This window comes from Streptomyces sp. NPDC023573 (genome assembly GCF_055559735.1).
Genome location: NZ_JBVHKB010000004.1, coordinates 106,765 through 122,804, shown reverse-complemented (window position 1 = coordinate 122,804; position 16,040 = coordinate 106,765). Strand labels below are relative to the sequence as shown.

14 protein-coding genes and 1 tRNA gene are annotated in these 16,040 nt (G+C 69.9%); 6 read left to right on the top strand and 9 right to left on the bottom strand.

The window, feature by feature from the left end; translation table 11 throughout:
- Positions 1 to 118: 118 nt before the first annotated feature.
- Positions 119 to 1,933 (bottom strand): SDR family oxidoreductase, encoded by a 1,815-nt coding sequence (locus ACZ32T_RS14490; protein ID WP_467271596.1) that lies wholly within the window; start codon positions 1,931 to 1,933, stop codon positions 119 to 121.
- A 251-nt stretch (positions 1,934 to 2,184) separates the two neighbouring features.
- Here ACZ32T_RS14490 and ACZ32T_RS14485 point away from each other — a divergent pair, with 251 nt between their 5' ends.
- From ACZ32T_RS14485 to ACZ32T_RS14460, 6 genes are all read left to right on the top strand, one after another.
- Positions 2,185 to 3,198: an ABC transporter ATP-binding protein gene (locus tag ACZ32T_RS14485; protein WP_467367586.1), complete on the top strand. Its 1,014-nt coding sequence runs from the start codon at positions 2,185 to 2,187 to the stop codon at positions 3,196 to 3,198.
- Complete coding sequence (locus ACZ32T_RS14480) at positions 3,188 to 4,096, top strand: ABC transporter permease (protein WP_467271594.1); 909 nt, start codon at positions 3,188 to 3,190, stop codon at positions 4,094 to 4,096. Before ACZ32T_RS14485 ends, ACZ32T_RS14480 begins: the two co-directional genes overlap by 11 nt.
- Positions 4,093 to 5,004 carry an ABC transporter ATP-binding protein gene (locus ACZ32T_RS14475; RefSeq protein WP_401628069.1) on the top strand — a complete coding sequence of 304 codons (912 nt, stop codon included), beginning with the start codon at positions 4,093 to 4,095 and terminating at the stop codon, positions 5,002 to 5,004. The genes ACZ32T_RS14480 and ACZ32T_RS14475 overlap by 4 nt, the downstream gene beginning before the upstream one ends.
- 30 nt (positions 5,005 to 5,034) lie before the next feature.
- The gene (locus ACZ32T_RS14470) at positions 5,035 to 5,754 is read left to right on the top strand and encodes an ABC transporter permease (protein WP_467271592.1); all 720 of its coding nucleotides are present in this window, start codon (positions 5,035 to 5,037) and stop codon (positions 5,752 to 5,754) included.
- A gap of 285 nt (positions 5,755 to 6,039) precedes the next feature.
- A complete protein-coding gene (locus ACZ32T_RS14465) occupies positions 6,040 to 6,732 on the top strand; it encodes a hypothetical protein (protein WP_467271590.1) in 693 nt (230 codons plus the stop codon).
- Between the two features lie 256 nt (positions 6,733 to 6,988).
- Positions 6,989 to 7,075 (top strand) — tRNA-Ser (locus ACZ32T_RS14460).
- A 52-nt stretch (positions 7,076 to 7,127) separates the two neighbouring features.
- Here ACZ32T_RS14460 and ACZ32T_RS14455 read toward each other — a convergent pair.
- From ACZ32T_RS14455 to ACZ32T_RS14420, 8 genes are all read right to left on the bottom strand, one after another.
- A complete protein-coding gene (locus ACZ32T_RS14455; RefSeq protein WP_467271588.1) occupies positions 7,128 to 7,943 on the bottom strand; it encodes an HAD family hydrolase in 816 nt (271 codons plus the stop codon).
- Positions 7,940 to 9,217: a serine--tRNA ligase gene (serS, locus tag ACZ32T_RS14450; protein ID WP_467271586.1), complete on the bottom strand. Its 1,278-nt coding sequence runs from the start codon at positions 9,215 to 9,217 to the stop codon at positions 7,940 to 7,942. The genes ACZ32T_RS14455 and serS overlap by 4 nt, the downstream gene beginning before the upstream one ends.
- Positions 9,218 to 9,809: 592 nt before the next feature.
- The gene (gene pheA / locus ACZ32T_RS14445; protein WP_467271584.1) at positions 9,810 to 10,745 is read right to left on the bottom strand and encodes a prephenate dehydratase; all 936 of its coding nucleotides are present in this window, start codon (positions 10,743 to 10,745) and stop codon (positions 9,810 to 9,812) included.
- A 103-nt stretch (positions 10,746 to 10,848) separates the two neighbouring features.
- On the bottom strand, positions 10,849 to 12,132 hold the full coding sequence (efeB, locus tag ACZ32T_RS14440) for an iron uptake transporter deferrochelatase/peroxidase subunit (protein WP_467367105.1): 1,284 nt from the start codon (positions 12,130 to 12,132) through the stop codon (positions 10,849 to 10,851).
- A gap of 5 nt (positions 12,133 to 12,137) precedes the next feature.
- Positions 12,138 to 14,135 (bottom strand): copper resistance CopC/CopD family protein, encoded by a 1,998-nt coding sequence (locus ACZ32T_RS14435; protein ID WP_467271580.1) that lies wholly within the window; start codon positions 14,133 to 14,135, stop codon positions 12,138 to 12,140.
- Positions 14,136 to 14,149: 14 nt separating this feature from the next.
- Positions 14,150 to 14,596: a copper chaperone PCu(A)C gene (locus ACZ32T_RS14430; protein WP_467271578.1), complete on the bottom strand. Its 447-nt coding sequence runs from the start codon at positions 14,594 to 14,596 to the stop codon at positions 14,150 to 14,152.
- Positions 14,593 to 15,249 carry an SCO family protein gene (locus ACZ32T_RS14425; RefSeq protein ID WP_467271576.1) on the bottom strand — a complete coding sequence of 219 codons (657 nt, stop codon included), beginning with the start codon at positions 15,247 to 15,249 and terminating at the stop codon, positions 14,593 to 14,595. The genes ACZ32T_RS14430 and ACZ32T_RS14425 overlap by 4 nt, the downstream gene beginning before the upstream one ends.
- A 47-nt stretch (positions 15,250 to 15,296) precedes the next feature.
- Complete coding sequence (locus ACZ32T_RS14420; protein ID WP_467367102.1) at positions 15,297 to 16,031, bottom strand: YcnI family copper-binding membrane protein; 735 nt, start codon at positions 16,029 to 16,031, stop codon at positions 15,297 to 15,299.
- Between the last annotated feature and the right edge of the window lie 9 nt (positions 16,032 to 16,040).

The window sequence follows — 16,040 nt, the reverse complement described above, 5'->3', positions numbered from 1 at the left end:
TCACATGAGCAACCAGCTTCGACAGCGGCGACGTTGGACACCGCAGCGCGCGGGCGCGATCAACAATCCGTCCACAGAGCGGAGTCGCGGCAGTCGGGGGCACGAGTCGCGCGCCGGATCACAAGGGAGGCTTCAGTCGGGCGACGCCTCGCACTACGCGAGGGCTGAACCGTGACAGCAGTCGCGCGACACGCGCCTCAGGCGTCACCGGCACCACGGCCCGGTTGTGCACCACGGCCCGGAGAATGGCTTGCGCCACCTTCTCCGCCGGGTAGTTGCGGATCGAATACAGCCGAGCGGTTCGCTTCCGTAGGCGCGCCTCCTCGCCCTCGTCGGCTCCTGCGAAGCGTGCCGCTCCGGTGATGCCGGTGTCCACGAAGCCCGGGCAGATCGCGCTGACTCCGATCGACCGCTCGGCCAGTTCGGCGCGAAGGCACTCGCTGAGCATCAGCACCGCCGCCTTGGACGTGCTGTATGCGGGCAGCGCCCGGGACGGCTGATAGGCCGCCGCCGAGGCGACGTTGACGATGTGGCCACCCTGTCCCCGGTCGGCCATCTGCCTGCCGAAGATCCGGCAGCCGTGGATGACTCCCCACAGATTGACGTCGAGAACCTTCTTCCACTCCTCGCTCGTCGTGTCGAGGAAAGATCCGGACAGGCCGATGCCCGCGTTGTTCACCAGGACGTCCACGACGCCGAGTTCGGCTCCGACCTTCGCCGCGAGGTCCTCCATCGCCTGCTCGTCCCCGACGTCCACCACCTCGCCCCATGCGGCGGTCGCGCCGATTCGCCGAGCCGCCTCCGCCGTCCGTGCGACGCCCTCCGCGTCCCGGTCCACGGCGACCACCCGCGCCCCCGCCTCGGCGAAGGACAGTGCTGTGGCCCGCCCGATGCCCGACGCGGCACCCGTCACCAGGACCAACTGCCCGGAGAAGCGGTCCGCATGGGCGCCCGCCGTCGGCGTCCTCGCCGGCCCGGTCCCGGCGGGAGCGCCCTGGCCGCCGGACTCCCCGGCCAACTCTCCTGCGGGCTCCCGCCCGGACTCCTGGCCGACGAAGTCGCTGATCCAGTAGGCCAGCTGGTCCGGCCTGGTGCGCGGCACCCAGTGCTTCGCGGGGAGTGTGCGCCGGACCAACCGGGGCACCCACGCGTCCAGTTCGTCGTAGAGCGACGGTGAGAGGAAGGCGTCCCCAGTGGGCGTGATCAGCTGCACGGGCACGTGCGCGTACGCGTCCGGGCGTGGCCGGCGCAGGCGGGCCCGGATGTTGTCACGGTAGAGCCAGGCCCCGTGCGCCGCGTCCCGTGGCAGCGATGCCGTCGGATAGCCGTCCGCGGGCACCTTCTCCATCCGCCGCAGAATCCGCGGCCACTGCCTGCCCAGCGTCCCGCGCCAGGCCATTTCGGGGAGAACCGGTGTGTGCAGCGCGTACACGTACCAGGACTTGGCGCCCTGGCCGAGCAACTGCCCCACGCCGCGGGGGTCCGGGTGGGACACACGCCGCTTGATCCAGTGCCCGAAGTGGTCGAGGGAAGGCCCGGACATCGAGGTGAACGAGGCGATGCGGCCCTTGGTCCGCTCCACCGTGGCGAATTCCCAGGACTGGACCGAACCCCAGTCGTGACCGACGACATGGACCGGCCCGTCCGGGCTCACGGCGTCCACGACGGCCAGGAAGTCGTCGGTCAGCTTCTCCAGCGTGAATCCGCCGCGCAGCGGTTCGGGCGCCGTCGACCTGCCGTGGCCCCGCACGTCGTAGAGCACCACGTGCCACCGCTCCGCCAGCCGTCCCGCGACCTCGGACCAGACCTCCTTGCTGTCCGGATAGCCGTGCACCAGCACGATCGTCGGCAGCGCGGGGTCGCCCAGCTCGGCCACACACAGCTCGATCCCGCCCGTACGCACCCAGCGCTCACGCGCGCCTCGCAGATCCACGCCGCCTCCTCGTCCAGTGCCGGCGTTGCGGTACGCGCCCGTAACGTGACACCGCTGAATGTGGCAACCGACGGACGGCCGCGTCAAGGGATGCCCCGAACCTGTGGACAACGCCGTGCGGATGTACCGGCCTCGGAGGGGGCCTCGCGTACCGTGCCCCTACGGGTCCGTACTCCTGGAGTCTGACGCGGATCCAGCCGCCTGGTCTGACGACTCCTGTGGCGGGCGCCACTACGGTCGATGACGTGACTGTGATCGCAACCGAAAGCCTGAGCAAGCGGTTCCCGAGGGTGACCGCGCTTGACCGGCTCTCCTTGGACATCGGACCGGGCGTAACCGGACTGGTGGGTTCCAACGGGGCCGGCAAGTCCACACTGATCAAGATCCTGCTGGGTCTGTCCCCCGCCACCGAAGGCCGGGCCGCGGTGCTCGGGCTCGACGTCGCCACCGAGGGCGGCGCCATCCGGGAGCGGGTCGGATACATGCCCGAGCACGACTGCCTGCCCCCCGACGTCTCGGCGACCGAGTTCGTCGTGCACATGGCGCGGATGTCCGGGCTCCCGCCCACCGCGGCTCGCGAACGCACCGCGGACACCCTGCGCCACGTCGGGCTGTACGAGGAGCGCTACCGCCCCATCGGCGGCTACTCGACCGGTATGAAGCAGCGGGTGAAGCTGGCCCAGGCACTGGTCCACGACCCGAAGCTGGTCCTCCTCGACGAGCCGACCAACGGCCTCGACCCCGTCGGCCGGGACGAGATGCTCGGTCTGATCCGCCGTGTCCACACCGACTTCGGCATCTCGGTGCTGGTCACCTCGCACCTCCTCGGAGAGCTCGAGAGGACCTGCGACCACGTCGTCGTCATCGACGGCGGTGCGCTGCTGCGCTCCAGCTCCACCAGCGACTTCACCCAGTCGACCACGACGCTGGCCGTCGAGGTCACCGACAGCGACGCCCACCCCGACGGTACGGACGCGTTGCGCCGGGCCCTCACCGGGGCCGGGATCAAGCTCGTCGGACACGACGGTCTCGACGCCGAGGGCCTGCCGGGTGCGGGGCACATCCTCCTGGTGGAGGCGACGGGCGAGGAGACGTACGACGTGGTCCGCGACAGCGTCGCCGGCCTCGGGCTGGGTCTCATCCGGATGGAACAGCGGCGCCATCACATCGCCGAGGTCTTCCGCACCGAAGAGGCACTGCGGGCGGCCGTGGCCGCGACAGCGGGTGCCGGACAGCAGAAGGGGAGCGGTCGCGATGAGCACTGAGACCGGGACCGCGGCCGGGAGCGACACCTCCCGGATCCACAACATCGGATACCGCTCCTACGACGGCGCACGGCTCGGCCGGGCCTACGCCCGCCGCTCGCTGTACTCGCAGTCCCTGCGGGGCTCGTTCGGACTGGGCAGGTCCGCCAAGTCCAAGGTGCTGCCGATGCTTCTGTGCGGGGTGATGTGCCTGGTGGCGCTGATCCTCGTCGCGGTCGCCATCTACGCGCCCGGCATGACGAAGCTTCCCATCGACTACACGGACTTCGCGGTCTACCTGCAGGCCGTGATCGGACTCTTCATCGCCTCCCAGGCACCGCAGTCCGTGTCGAGGGACCTCCGCTTCAAGAGCGTGCCGTTGTACTTCTCGCGGCCGATCGAGCGCGTCGACTACGTCGTCGCCAAGTTCGCCGCCATGGCCTCCGCCCTGCTCATCCTCACCGGGCTGCCCCTCGTCATCCTCTATGTGGGCGCGCTGCTGGCCGAGTTCGACCTGGCGGATCAGACCAAGGGCTTCGGGCAGGGGATGGTCTCGGTGGCACTGCTCTCCGTGCTGTTCGCCGGGCTCGGGCTGGTGGTCGCCGCGCTGACGCCGCGCAGGGGCTTCGGTGTCGCCGCCGTCATCGCCGTACTGACCATCACCTACGGCGCGGTCTCCACGGTCCAGGCGATCGCCTGGGAGACGGGTTCGGCCGGTGCCGTCACCTGGCTCGGGCTGTTCTCGCCCATCACGCTGATCGACGGGGTGCAGACCGCGTTCCTCGGGGCCTCCTCCGCCTTCCCGGGCGGTGAAGGGCCCGGAGCCGCCGCCGGTGTGGTCTATCTGATCGTTGTTCTCGCGCTCGTCGCCGGCTCGTACGCCGTACTGATGCGCCGCTACCGGAGGGTCGGCCTGTGACCACCATAGAGATCGACCACACCTCCCGCTGGTTCGGCAACGTGGTCGCCGTCAACGACGTGAGCATGACCGTGGGCCCCGGAGTCACCGGGCTGCTCGGGCCCAACGGGGCCGGGAAGTCCACGCTGATCAACATGATGGCCGGGTTCCTCGCGCCGTCGACCGGCAAGGTGACGCTCGACGGCACACAGATCTGGCGCAACGAGGCGGTCTACAAGGCGATCGGGATCGTGCCGGAGCGGGAGGGCATGTACGACTTCCTGACCGGCCGCGAGTTCGTCGTCGCCAATGCCGAGCTTCACGGGCTGGGCGACGCCGCCGCGCACAAGGCGCTGGCCACCGTCGAGATGGAGTACGCCCAGGACCGCAAGATCTCGACGTACAGCAAGGGCATGCGCCAGCGCGTGAAGATGGCGTCCGCGCTGGTCCACGACCCCTCGGTGCTGCTCCTCGACGAGCCGTTCAACGGAATGGACCCGCGTCAGCGGATGCAGCTCATGGAGCTGCTGCGCCGGATGGGGGCGGAGGGGCGCACGGTGCTCTTCTCCTCCCACATCCTCGAGGAGGTCGAGCAGCTCGCCTCGCACATCGAGGTGATCGTGGCCGGCCGCCATGCGGCGTCGGGCGACTTCCGGAAGATCCGCCGGCTGATGACGGACCGGCCGCACCGCTATCTCGTCCGGTCCAGTGACGACCGGGCCCTCGCCGCCGCACTGATCGCGGACCCCTCGACGGCGGGGATCGAGGTCGACGTCACGGAGAAGGCCCTGCGCATCCAAGCGGTCGACTTCGGGCGGTTCACGACGCTGCTGCCGAAGGTCGCGCGCGAACACGGCATCCGGCTGCTCACCGTCTCCCCGTCCGACGAGTCCCTCGAATCGGTCTTTTCCTATCTCGTAGCGGCCTGAGTAGTGGCCTGAAAGGAGCTGTGAAGCGTCATGTACGACCCCACAGTCGCCCGGCTCACCTACCGGGCCCTGCTCGGCCGGCGCCGGGCCGCCATCCTGTTCGTCCTGCCGGTCCTGCTGGTGGCCATCGCCGTGGCGGTACGGGCGTTCGCCGGTGCCGATGACGGTGTGGCCTCCGGGGTGCTGGGCGGTTTCGCCATCGCCACGATGGTCCCCCTCATCGGTGTCATCGCCGGCACCGGTGCCATCGGGCCGGAGATCGACGACGGCTCGATCGTCTATCTGCTCGCCAAGCCGGTGAAGCGGCCCACGATCGTCTTCACCAAGCTCATCGTCGCCATCGCCGTGACGATGCTCTTCTCGGCGCTGCCCACCTTCGTCGCGGGCCTGATCCTCAACGGCAACGGGGGTCAGATCGCCGTGGCCTACACGATCGCGGCGCTGGTCGCCTCGATCGCGTACAGCGCGCTCTTCCTGCTGCTCGGCACGGTCAGCCGGCACGCGGTCGTCTTCGGACTCGTGTACGCGCTGGTGTGGGAGGCGCTCTTCGGCAGTCTGGTGCCGGGGGCCAGGACGCTCAGTGTGCAGCAGTGGTCCCTCTCGGTCGCCGAGAAGGTCGCCGGGGAGGGCGTGATCACCTCGGACGTCGGCCTGCCGCTCGCGACCCTCCTGCTGGTCGGCGTGACGGTCGTGGCGACGTGGTACGCGGGTCAGAAGCTGCGGGCGCTGAAGCTCGCCGGCGAGGAGTGAGACCGCCCCGCACCCTCTGCAACCCCCGCCCACCGGGCGGGGGTTGTTCCATGCGCGGGGGCGGTCGGGTCGCGTGACTGTACGCTTGTCGGCTCGTTGTACAGGATGCGTGGAGGCAACTGGAATCTGTGGCGTCGAGCTTTCGTGAATTCGGGGAATGCCGGCAGCGGTGAGGCAGCGCCCACCCGGCCGGTCATCGAGTGAGTGGCAACCATGAGCGACCTCCGCCCTCTCGGCCCGGGGACAGGGCTGTCCTTGTCGTTCCCACGCACGAGAGGCATACCCATGTCCACGGAAGTCGCCCTGCTCGAATCCAAAGCCCTCCGGGTCGAGCAGATGGGGCGCGTCGAAGTCCTCGACAAGGTCAAGAGCCTTGTCATGCTTCCGGACGGAATTCACCTTCGCACAGAGGAGGTGGCCCGGTACTTCGAAGTATCCACAGAGGTCATCAGGAAGCTGACCCAGCGCCACCGCGCCGAGGTGGAGGAGAACGGCCTCAGGCTGGTGCGCGGCGCTGAGCTGCGCGCCTTCCATAGGGACATGATGTCCCTATGGAAGGGTGAGGGGCCGGAAAGTTATCCACAGGCGCCCACCCAGCTCACGCTTTACACCCGCAGGACCGTGCTCAACGTCGCCATGCTTCTTCGCGACAGCGACATCGCGCGCAGCGTCCGGACGCACCTGCTGGACGCGGAGGAGGGCCTCAGGACCTCCTACGTCTCGCTCGACCGGCGCGTCACCCGCATCGAGGGCTGCCTCGCCGACGTGGGCAGCGCGCTCCAAGAGCTCGGCCCCGTGCTCGGCCGGATGTCGCAGCGGCTCGACTCGCTCGACCGGAAGCTCGATGTCACGCACCAGGTCGTCGGTGCGATCAGCATCCGGCTCACCGACGTCTCGCACGACGTCATCCGCCTGGATGCCCGCATGGACGACCTCGGGCACCGGCTGAGGGATCTGGGCCGCCGTACGAGCGGCTGACGTACGTCCGGGGGCCACCGGAAAATGGCTGGCCCCCGGAGTCCGGTATCCGGCACAGTGAGGGGGACGGCGCGGGAAGGCGCCGTTCACGAGGACCGGGAGAGGAGCGCGGCGATGACCAGGAGTCCGAGTCCGTCGTGTTCCCGACAGGGCGGTCCGCAGCCGGCACCGCGGTAGCCTCATCAGCTGCCCGCGGTCGCCCGCGGCAGGACCCCCGGGTGGCCTCCGCCGCGCGTCGCGCGCGTGGCCACCCCCCGGAGGATTGGCCGAGTGGTAAGGCAGCGGCTTGCTAAGCCGTCGTCGGGGCGCGACCCCCGCGCGCGTTCGATCCGCGCATCCTCCGCCGGAGCTGGAAGACCGAAGTCCGAAGACCGGAGCCTGAAGAAGAGCCCCGCCTACGCGCGTGTGGTCGTCCGGAGCAGCTCCTCCAGCACCACCGCGATCCCGTCGTCCTCGTTCGACGCGGTGATCTCGTGTGCCACGGCCTTCAGTTCGTCGTGCGCGTTGGCCATGGCCACACCGTGCTGCGCCCAGCCGAACATCGGGATGTCGTTCGGCATGTCACCGAACGCCACGGTGTCCGCCGCCTTGAGTCCCAGCCGGCGGGCGGCGAGCGAGAGGCCGGTCGCCTTGCTCAGCCCCAGGGGCAGGATCTCCACGACCCCCGGGCCCGCCATGACGACGTTCACCAGGCTGCCGACGGCCTGCCGGGCGACTTCTGCCAGTGCGTCGTCGTCGAGCTCGGGGTGCTGTATGTAGACCTTGTTCAGCGGAGCGGTCCACATCTCGGCGGGGTCGGCCATGAAGACGGCGGGCAGCGGACCCTCCTGCACCTGATAACCGGGCCCGACCAGCACCTCGCCCTCCAGGCCGTCACGGCTCGCAGCCAGCGCGAGCGGGCCGACCTCCGCCTCGATCTTGGACAGCGCGAGGCCCGCGAGCTGCCGGTCCAGGGTGAGGGAGGTCAGCAGCTTGCGCTCACCCGCGTGGTAGACCTGTGCCCCCTGACCGCACACCGCCAGGCCCTCGTAGCCCAGGTCGTCCAGGATGTGCCGGGTCCACGGCACCGCGCGTCCGGTGACGACGATGTGCGCGGCGCCGGCCGCGGTCACCGCGGCCAGCGCCTCCCGGGTGCGGTCGGAGACGGTGTGGTCGTCGCGCAGCAGGGTGCCGTCGAGATCGGTCGCTACGAGCTTGTACGCGAAGGTCACTTGGAGACCGGCTCCAGAAGCTCGCGCCCGCCCAGGTACGGACGGAGGACCTCCGGTACCCGCACCGAACCGTCGGGCAGCTGGTGGTTCTCCAGGAGCGCCACGATCGTGCGCGGTACGGCGCAGAGCGTGCCGTTCAGCGTGGCCAGCGGCTGGACCTTCTTCCCGTCGCGCATACGGACGGAGAGCCGGCGTGCCTGGAAGCCGTCGCAGTTCGACGCGGAGGTCAGCTCGCGGTACTTGCCCTGGGTCGGGATCCAGGCCTCGCAGTCGAACTTCCGCGAGGCCGAGGACCCCAGGTCGCCGGTCGCGACGTCGATCACCTGGAACGGCAGCTCGAGACCGGTGAGCCACTGCTTCTCCCAGTCCAGGAGCCTGCGGTGCTCGGCCTCGGCGTCCGCCGGGTCGACGTACGAGAACATCTCGACCTTGTCGAACTGGTGGACGCGGAAGATGCCCCGGGTGTCCTTGCCGTACGTGCCCGCCTCGCGGCGGAAGCAGGGCGAGAAGCCCGCGTACCGCAGCGGCAGCTTGTCGGCGTCGAGGATCTCGTCCATGTGGTAGGCCGCGAGGGGGACCTCCGACGTGCCGACCAGGTAGAAGTCGTCCTTCTCCAGGTGGTACACGTTCTCCGCGGCCTGGCCGAGGAAGCCCGTGCCCTCCATGGCGCGCGGGCGGACCAGCGCGGGGGTCAGCATGGGGACGAAGCCGGCCTCGGTGGCCTGGGCGATCGCCGCGTTGACCAGGGCCAGCTCGAGCAACGCGCCGACGCCGGTCAGGTAGTAGAAGCGTGAGCCGGACACCTTGGCGCCGCGCTCCATGTCGATGGCGCCCAGCGCCTCGCCGAGCTCCAGGTGGTCCTTGGGCTCGAAGCCCTCCGCGCCGAAGTCGCGGATCGTGCCGTGCGTCTCCAGGACGACGAAGTCCTCCTCGCCGCCGACCGGCACGTCCTCGTGGACGATGTTGCCGAGCAGCAGGAGCAGCCGCTTGGCCTCGGCGTCCGCCTCGTCCTGTGCGGCGTCGGCCGCCTTCACCTCGGACTTCAGCTGATCGGCCTTCTTGAGGAGCTCGGCACGCTCCTCGGGGGTGGCCTTGGGGATCAGCTTCCCGAGCGACTTCTGCTCGGAGCGGAGTTCGTCGAAGCGGATGCCGGACGACCTGCGCAGCTCGTCGGCGGAGAGCAGGGCGTCGACGAGTGCGACGTCCTCTCCACGGGCGCGCTGGGAGGCGCGAACACGGTCGGGGTCCTCACGGAGCAGGCGAAGGTCAATCACCCCTCAAGGCTACCGGTGCGGGGATCCACCGCTCGAACCGATATCGACGAGCGTGGCGCTTTGCCCGAATTGCCGGAATCAATAATCTTGGGGGAGCCGCGAGCCGACAGTGGGGTGAAGATCGTCAATTAAAGGGTCGCACTGCCGCGAAAAGGGAACAAGGCGGCCTGTCGCTTGACGCATCACCGGTGCGTGGGCGGGGAGTTGGCGGCTTCGGGCGGGCGTGTTGTCCACAGGGTGCCGTCGATCCCATTAGTTATCCACAGGCTGTGAAGAAGATCTGTGGATGCCGGAGGGGATCGTTCCGAAAGCGGCATGACGGGACAGGAAACCGCAACTCAAACCTCGCCCGCGCACTCATTCGGGTGGGTATTCCTCGTTCCAATGAGTTGATCAACGGAATTGGAGGGACACGGGGGGAGCTGTGACCCCATGGGGGATCCAGGAATGCTGGGGCGATTTGTCGACCATGTCGTGTTGCGGTGTCGACTTGTCCCCAGGTCGCAGAGGTGGCCTGTGGATAACTTTGTGCGTGGAACGAAAATCTGCAGGTAGGACCGGCGAGGTTCGGGCCGGGCCCTTCCCACAGGCTTCAGACACGGCCGTCCTGGCTGCGGGCCAGCCAGTCGGAGGCCTCGGTGAAATCGGTGTCCGACGTCCCGATCCGCAAGGGGCTCACCTCGTCGGGCGTCACTCCCGCGCGCGGATACGAACCCAGGAACCGCACCTTCGGGCAGATCCGCTTCAGTCCCATCAGGGCCTCGCCGACGCGCCGGTCCGCGATGTGCCCCTCGGCGTCCACGGCGAAGCAGTAGTTCCCGATGCCCGCCCCGGTGGGCCGGGACTGGATCAGCATCAGGTTGACGCCCCGGACGGTGAACTCCTGGAGCAGTTCGAGGAGGGCGCCCGGCCGGTCGTCACCGAGCCAGATGACCACGGAGGTCTTGTCGGCCCCCGTGGGCGCGGAGGGCCGGGCGGGGCGCCCCACCAGGACGAAGCGGGTCTGGGCGTTCTCGGCGTCGTGGATCTCCGTGACCAGGGCTTCCAGACCGTAGGTCGCCGCGGCGAACTCACCGGCGAAGGCGGCGTCGTAGCGCCCCTCCTGGACCAGCCGCGCGCCGTCGGCGTTCGAGGCCGCCGACTCCCACACCGCGTTCGGAAGATGGGCCGCCATCCAGTTCCGCACCTGAGGCTGAGCGGCCGGGTGGGCGCTGACGGTCTTGATGTCCGAGAGCTTCGTCCCGGGGCGCACCAGCAGGGCGAACGTGATGGAGAGCAGCACTTCGCGGTAGATCATCAGCGGATCGCCCGTGGTCAGCTGGTCGAGAGTCGTGGTGATCCCGCCCTCCACGGAGTTCTCGATGGGGACGAGTGCCGCCGCTGCCTCCCCCTTCCGCACCGCGTCCAGTGCCGCCGGCACCGAGACCATCGGGACGAGTTCGCGGGTGGCGGCTTCGGGGAGCGTACGGAGGGCCACCTCGGTGAAGGTGCCTTCGGGGCCGAGGTAGGCGTAGCGCGTGGCTGACATACGGTCACCCTAATGTGCCGCCGCACGGTGCCGTGCGCCTCGCGCCTGCGGGCGCCCGGGGCCGTGGAACCCGCCTCGGGACTCGGGCGAAAGGCGCGCGGCCTCACGCCTCCAGCAGCCGCTGCCCCACGTACTCCCCGGACGCGGCGCCCCCCGGCACGGCGAAGAGACCGCTCGCCTCGTGCCGGATGAACGGTGAGAGCGCGTCCCCGCGGTCGAGCTTGCGCTGGACCGGGATGAACCCCTTGTACGGATCGGCCTGCCAGCAGATGAAGAGCAGACCGGCGTCCGGGGTGCCGTCGTCGGAGATGCCGTCGTGGTACGAGAACGGGCGGCGCAGCATGGCGGCGCCCCCGTTCTTCTCGGGGGAGGAGATCCGGGCGTGCGCGTTGTCGGGGATCAGCAGCTTGCCGTCCGCCCCCGCCTTGTCCAGGTCCATCTCGGTGTCCTCCGAGCCGCCGCTGAGCGGGGCGCCGTCCGCCTTGCGCCGCCCGATGACCCGTTCCTGACGCTTGACCGTGAGCTCCTCCCAGTCGTCCAGGAGCATCCTGATCCGGCGGACGACGGCGTACGAGCCGCCTGCCATCCAGGCGTACGCCGCCGAGCCGCCGGAGGGCACGAAGATCCGCTTCTCGAAGTCGCTCTCGGCCGGTTTCGGGTTGTTGGTGCCGTCGACCTGACCCATCAGATTGCGCGTGGTCATCGGACGGTCCGTGGCGCCCGGGGTGCGGTTGAAGCCGTTCATCTGCCAGCGCACCCGGGCCGTCGAGCCGGCCTCCTTCTGGAGGGCGCGCAGCGCGTGGAAGGCGACGAGCCCGTCGTCGGCGCCGATCTGCACCCAGAGGTCGCCCTCCGACCGCTTGGCGTCGAGGCGGTCGGAGGAGAAGGCGGGCAGCGGATCCAGGGCGGCGGGGCGGCGGTCGGTCAGACCGGTGCGGTCGAAGAAGGTCCGGCCGAACCCGAAGGTGACGGTCAGGGAGGACGGACCGGCATCCAGGGACACCCCGGTGTCGTGGGCACGGCCGTGATCCGCCGGCTCACCGGCCATCAGGCGTTCCGCCACGGCCGACCAGCGGCGCATCAGGGCGGCCGCCTCCTTGCGCCCCGCGGCGGGTGCCAGATCGAAGGCGACCAGGTGTCCGCGGGCCTGAAGCGGAGTGGTGATCCCCGCTTGATGTTTCCCGTGAAACATCGCCTCGGTCGAGCCGACCGTGGTCAGCGGCGTCGGCCCGTCCCCTCGCGTCACCGCATAGCCGCCCGCACCGCCTGCCGCGCCCAGGACGAGACCCGCCGCGCCGGCCGCGCCCGCACCGCCGAGCAGCCGACGCCGGGAGACGACGCCCGCGTCACCGGAACGCTCCGTGGGGTTGTCCTTCTTCTTGCTCACCCTGCTCAGCCGATCTTCACGTTCTTGTCGATGGTCGTCTGGTCGATGTCCGAGGTACGCACCGTCACGGCGACCTCCCAGTCGCCCGCCATCGGGATCTGCACCCCGCTCGCGGTCCAGTGCCCCTCGGTGAGGCGGTCGGGGACGACCGGCAGCGGGCCGATGTCCTTGGACTCCAGGGTGAAGGCGAGCTTCACCTCGGGGACGTCCATCGGGCGGCCGTCGGGTGCGTCGACCCAGAGGTGCACGCTGTTCGATCCGGTCCCGCCGGGCGAGATGTCCAGGCGCACCGTCCCCTTGCCGTTCTCGCCACCGGTGTCGAAGGGCATGCTCAGGTTCAGCTGCCCGCCGGAGACCGGCGCCGGAGCCGTCGTGGTGGTGCCGCGCGCGGCCTCCTCCTCGGTGCGGCCGGGCTCGGTGGACGTGAGGATCGTCGTGACGACGAGCAGCACGACGGCGATGCCCGTCTCGACCATCACAGAGCGCCGCAGCCCGGAGCGGTCCGGATCGGCGTCGCGGGCGCGCTTCTCCTTCGTCGCCGTCAGGGCGGCCCGCTGCCGGGAGAGCTGGGCGGCGCGCTCCGGATCCGCCTCCCCGTCGGACGCGGGACCAGGTTCCGGTGATTCCGGCGGAGCGGTCCCAGCGGTGTCAGCGGCCGCATCGGTGTCAGGAGTGCCAGGGGTGTCATCAGCGTCATCGGCGTCATCGGTGTCAGGGGTGGCGGACGCGGATCCGGTGCGCTCGCTCAGCCGCCCCGTCCACCGCCGGGATATCCACGCGACCCCGAGGAGCAGGGCGACGAGTGCCACCTTTATGAGCAACAGCTGCCCGTAGCGGGTGCCGGTCAGCGCCGACCACGATCCGACCTGGCGCCAGGACTGATAGAGGCCGGTCGCGGCGAGGACGATCACACTGCCGAACGCCACGCGCGAGAACCGGCTTACCGCGACACTCGTGATGTCCGGCGTCCGGTACAGGGCGACCAGCAGCGCGGTGAGTCCGCCCAGCCAGGCTGCGACGGCGAGGAGGTGCAGCACGTCGACCGGCATGGCGATGCCGGGCTGGATCCCCGTCGACGCGTGCTCGGCCAGGGCCCACGTACCGGCGATCCCGATGGCGATGACCGCGCCGCCCGTCGCGAGTCCGAAGGTGAGGTCCTGCCTCTCCTTCTCGTCCTCGCGCTTGGCGTACGCCCCGAAGAGGACGGCGATGAAGAGTGCGGAGGCGCCCAGGAGCAGCAGCCGGGAGACCAGCGCGGCCCCCGGCTTGGTGTCGAGGACGGACTGGAGGCCGTCGAGGTCGAAGGCGTCCGCGAGCTTGCCCGATCCGGTGTACGGATTGCGCAGGAGCAGCATGGCGAGGGTGGATGCGGTGAGCGTGACCCAGCCGCGTACGACGAGCCGCTGCAGCGGACGCGCGCCCGCCCCGCGCTGCCAGCAGGCGAGCACGAAGGCCGAACCGCCCGCGAGCAGGATGAATCCCGCGTACGCCGCGTAGCGCGCGATGCCGTAGAGCGCACCCACGAGCCCGCCGCCGGCTCCGCCCGAGGGCAGCGACACGGTGGTCTCCGAAGGGGCGCCGACGGAGAAGGTGAAGGCTCCCGAGACCGGATGGCTGTCCGCGGAGACGGCCTGCCAGGCCACGGTGTACGTGCCGTCGGGCAGGCCGCTGTGGAGCTGGACGGCGTACCGCACGGCGCCGCCGCTCGTCAGATCGCGGGGTGCGCCCTCGTCGGCGCGCTCACCGCTGGGGTCGAGGACCCGGATCGAGTCGTCGTCCATGGCGATCTGCTCGGAGAACGTGAGCGTCACTTCATCGGGCGCGGTGGCGACCACCGCCCCGTCCTGCGGGTCGCTTCCCGTGAGAGCGGCGTGCGCGGACGCGGGGCTCGCGCCGGCCAGCACCAGTCCGAGCAGCAGACTGATCAGCGTGGCGAGGAGCGCGGCCGCGACGAGCGGCCGTCGTATCGGGGAGGGACCGAGGCGCGGGGCGGTAGCCGTCATGGGGTGTCAGTACCTCACTGCTTCTTCGGGTCGTAGGTGGTCTCCCGCACGGGGATGTCGACCTTGATGGGGTCGGCCTTCTCGAAGTGCAGTTCCACGGAGACCGTCTCTCCCCGCTTGGGCTGCTGCTTCAGCTCGGTGAACATGAGGTGGTTCCCGCCGCGTTCGAGATCGAGCTCCCCGCCGGCGGGCACCTCGAAGGACGTGACCATCCGCATCGTCCGGTTCTTCGTCTCGTGGATGGAGACGTGGTCCGAGAGGGAGCTCGTCACCGAGGTGAGCCGGTCGGTGGCGTCGCCGCTGTTCTTCACGAGGAGGAAGCCGGCCGCCATGTCGCTGACGGGCTGGGGCATGAAGGCCCCGGTCACCTCCAGCCGCGGCACGCTGTCGGAGGAACACGCCGTCAGCGCGAGCCCGGTGGTGAGGGCCAGTGCGCCGACGACGGCAGTGCGGCGGTTCACGGGGTCTCCCCCTTGACCAGTTCCGGGAGGTCCTCGGTGTAGTCCTCGGCCGTGGTGTCCTCGCTGTAGAGCACGTACCCCTTGTCGGTCTTCGGGGAGAACGCGATGACCTGGGCGCCGTGCATCGAGACGACCGTGCCGTCCTTCTCCTTCTTCGGCGGGTCGATGCCGATGCCGATCTGCCGCGCTCCCGCCTGGATGGCCGCGAAGTCGCCGGTGAGACCGGTGAAGTCGGGGTCCTGGGCCTTGAGCCAGCTGCCCAGGGACGCCGGGGTGTCCCGCTCGGGGTCCGTCGTGACGAAGACGACCTGGAGCTTGTCCTGTTCGGCCTCGGGCAGGGCCCGCTTGGCGACGGCGATGTTGCTCATGGTCAGCGGGCACACGTCGGGACAGTTGGTGTAGCCGAAGTAGATGAGGGTCGGCTTGCCCTTGGTCTTCTCACGCAGGTCGTACTTCTTGCCGTGCGTGTCGGTGAGTACGAGGTCGGGCTTGGTGAACGGCTGGTCGAGCACGGTCGCGGGCCCGGACGCGGCCGAGGAGGAGACGTCGGCGACGGAGTTGTCCGCCGAGTCCCCTTCGCTGCCGCAGGCCGACAGGGTCAGTGCGGCCGCGGCGGCGAACGCCGCGGCCAGCACCGTCTTCTTGCTGTGCATGGAGAGCTGTTTCCTGATCTGTGAATACGTGTGGTGGGGCAGGTGGATCAGGCGCTGCGGCGGCGGCCGGCGAGGACGCCGAAGGCGACCCCCGCGACGCCGACGACGATGCCGACGATGCCCAGGACGCGGGCGGTGCTGTCGGTGCCCGACGAGGACGCGTCCTCCGACGACGCGGTCGTCTCCTTCGCCTCGTCCGTCCCGCCGCTCTTGTCATCGGCGGCGGCGGCACCGTGGGCGTCGGCCGCCGGGGCGGTCAGCGCGAGCACCGGAGCAGGGCTCTCGGGCTCTTCGCCGCCCTCGGTGGGCTCCTCGATCCAGCGGACGACTTCCTTGTTGCTGTACGTCTGGAGGGCCTTGAAGACGAGCTGGTCGGCGTCCTCGGGGAGCTGCCCGACCGAGAGCGGGAACTGCTGGAAGAAGCCGGGCTCGATACCGCTGTCGTCCGCGGTCCAGGTGACCTTGGAGACCGCCTCGTTGATCTTCTTGCCGTGCACCTCGAGCGGCTCGGCCAGCTTGCTCTTGGTGACCTCGATCTTCCAGCCGGCCACCGGCTGCGGGCTGACGGACGCCAGCGGATGGTCCGTCGGGAAGTTGATTTCGAGCTTGACTGTGGAGGCGTTGTCGCGCTCGTTGGGCACCTTGAAGTTGACGGTGGCGTAACCGCCCTTGGCGGCCTCACCCTGCGGCTGCACGCTGACGTGAGCCGAGGCGGTGCCGGCGAGCAGCAGGACGGTGGACGCGGCGACGCCGCCGGCGAGGGCGATGCGGGAAACGTTCATGGCAGGGAT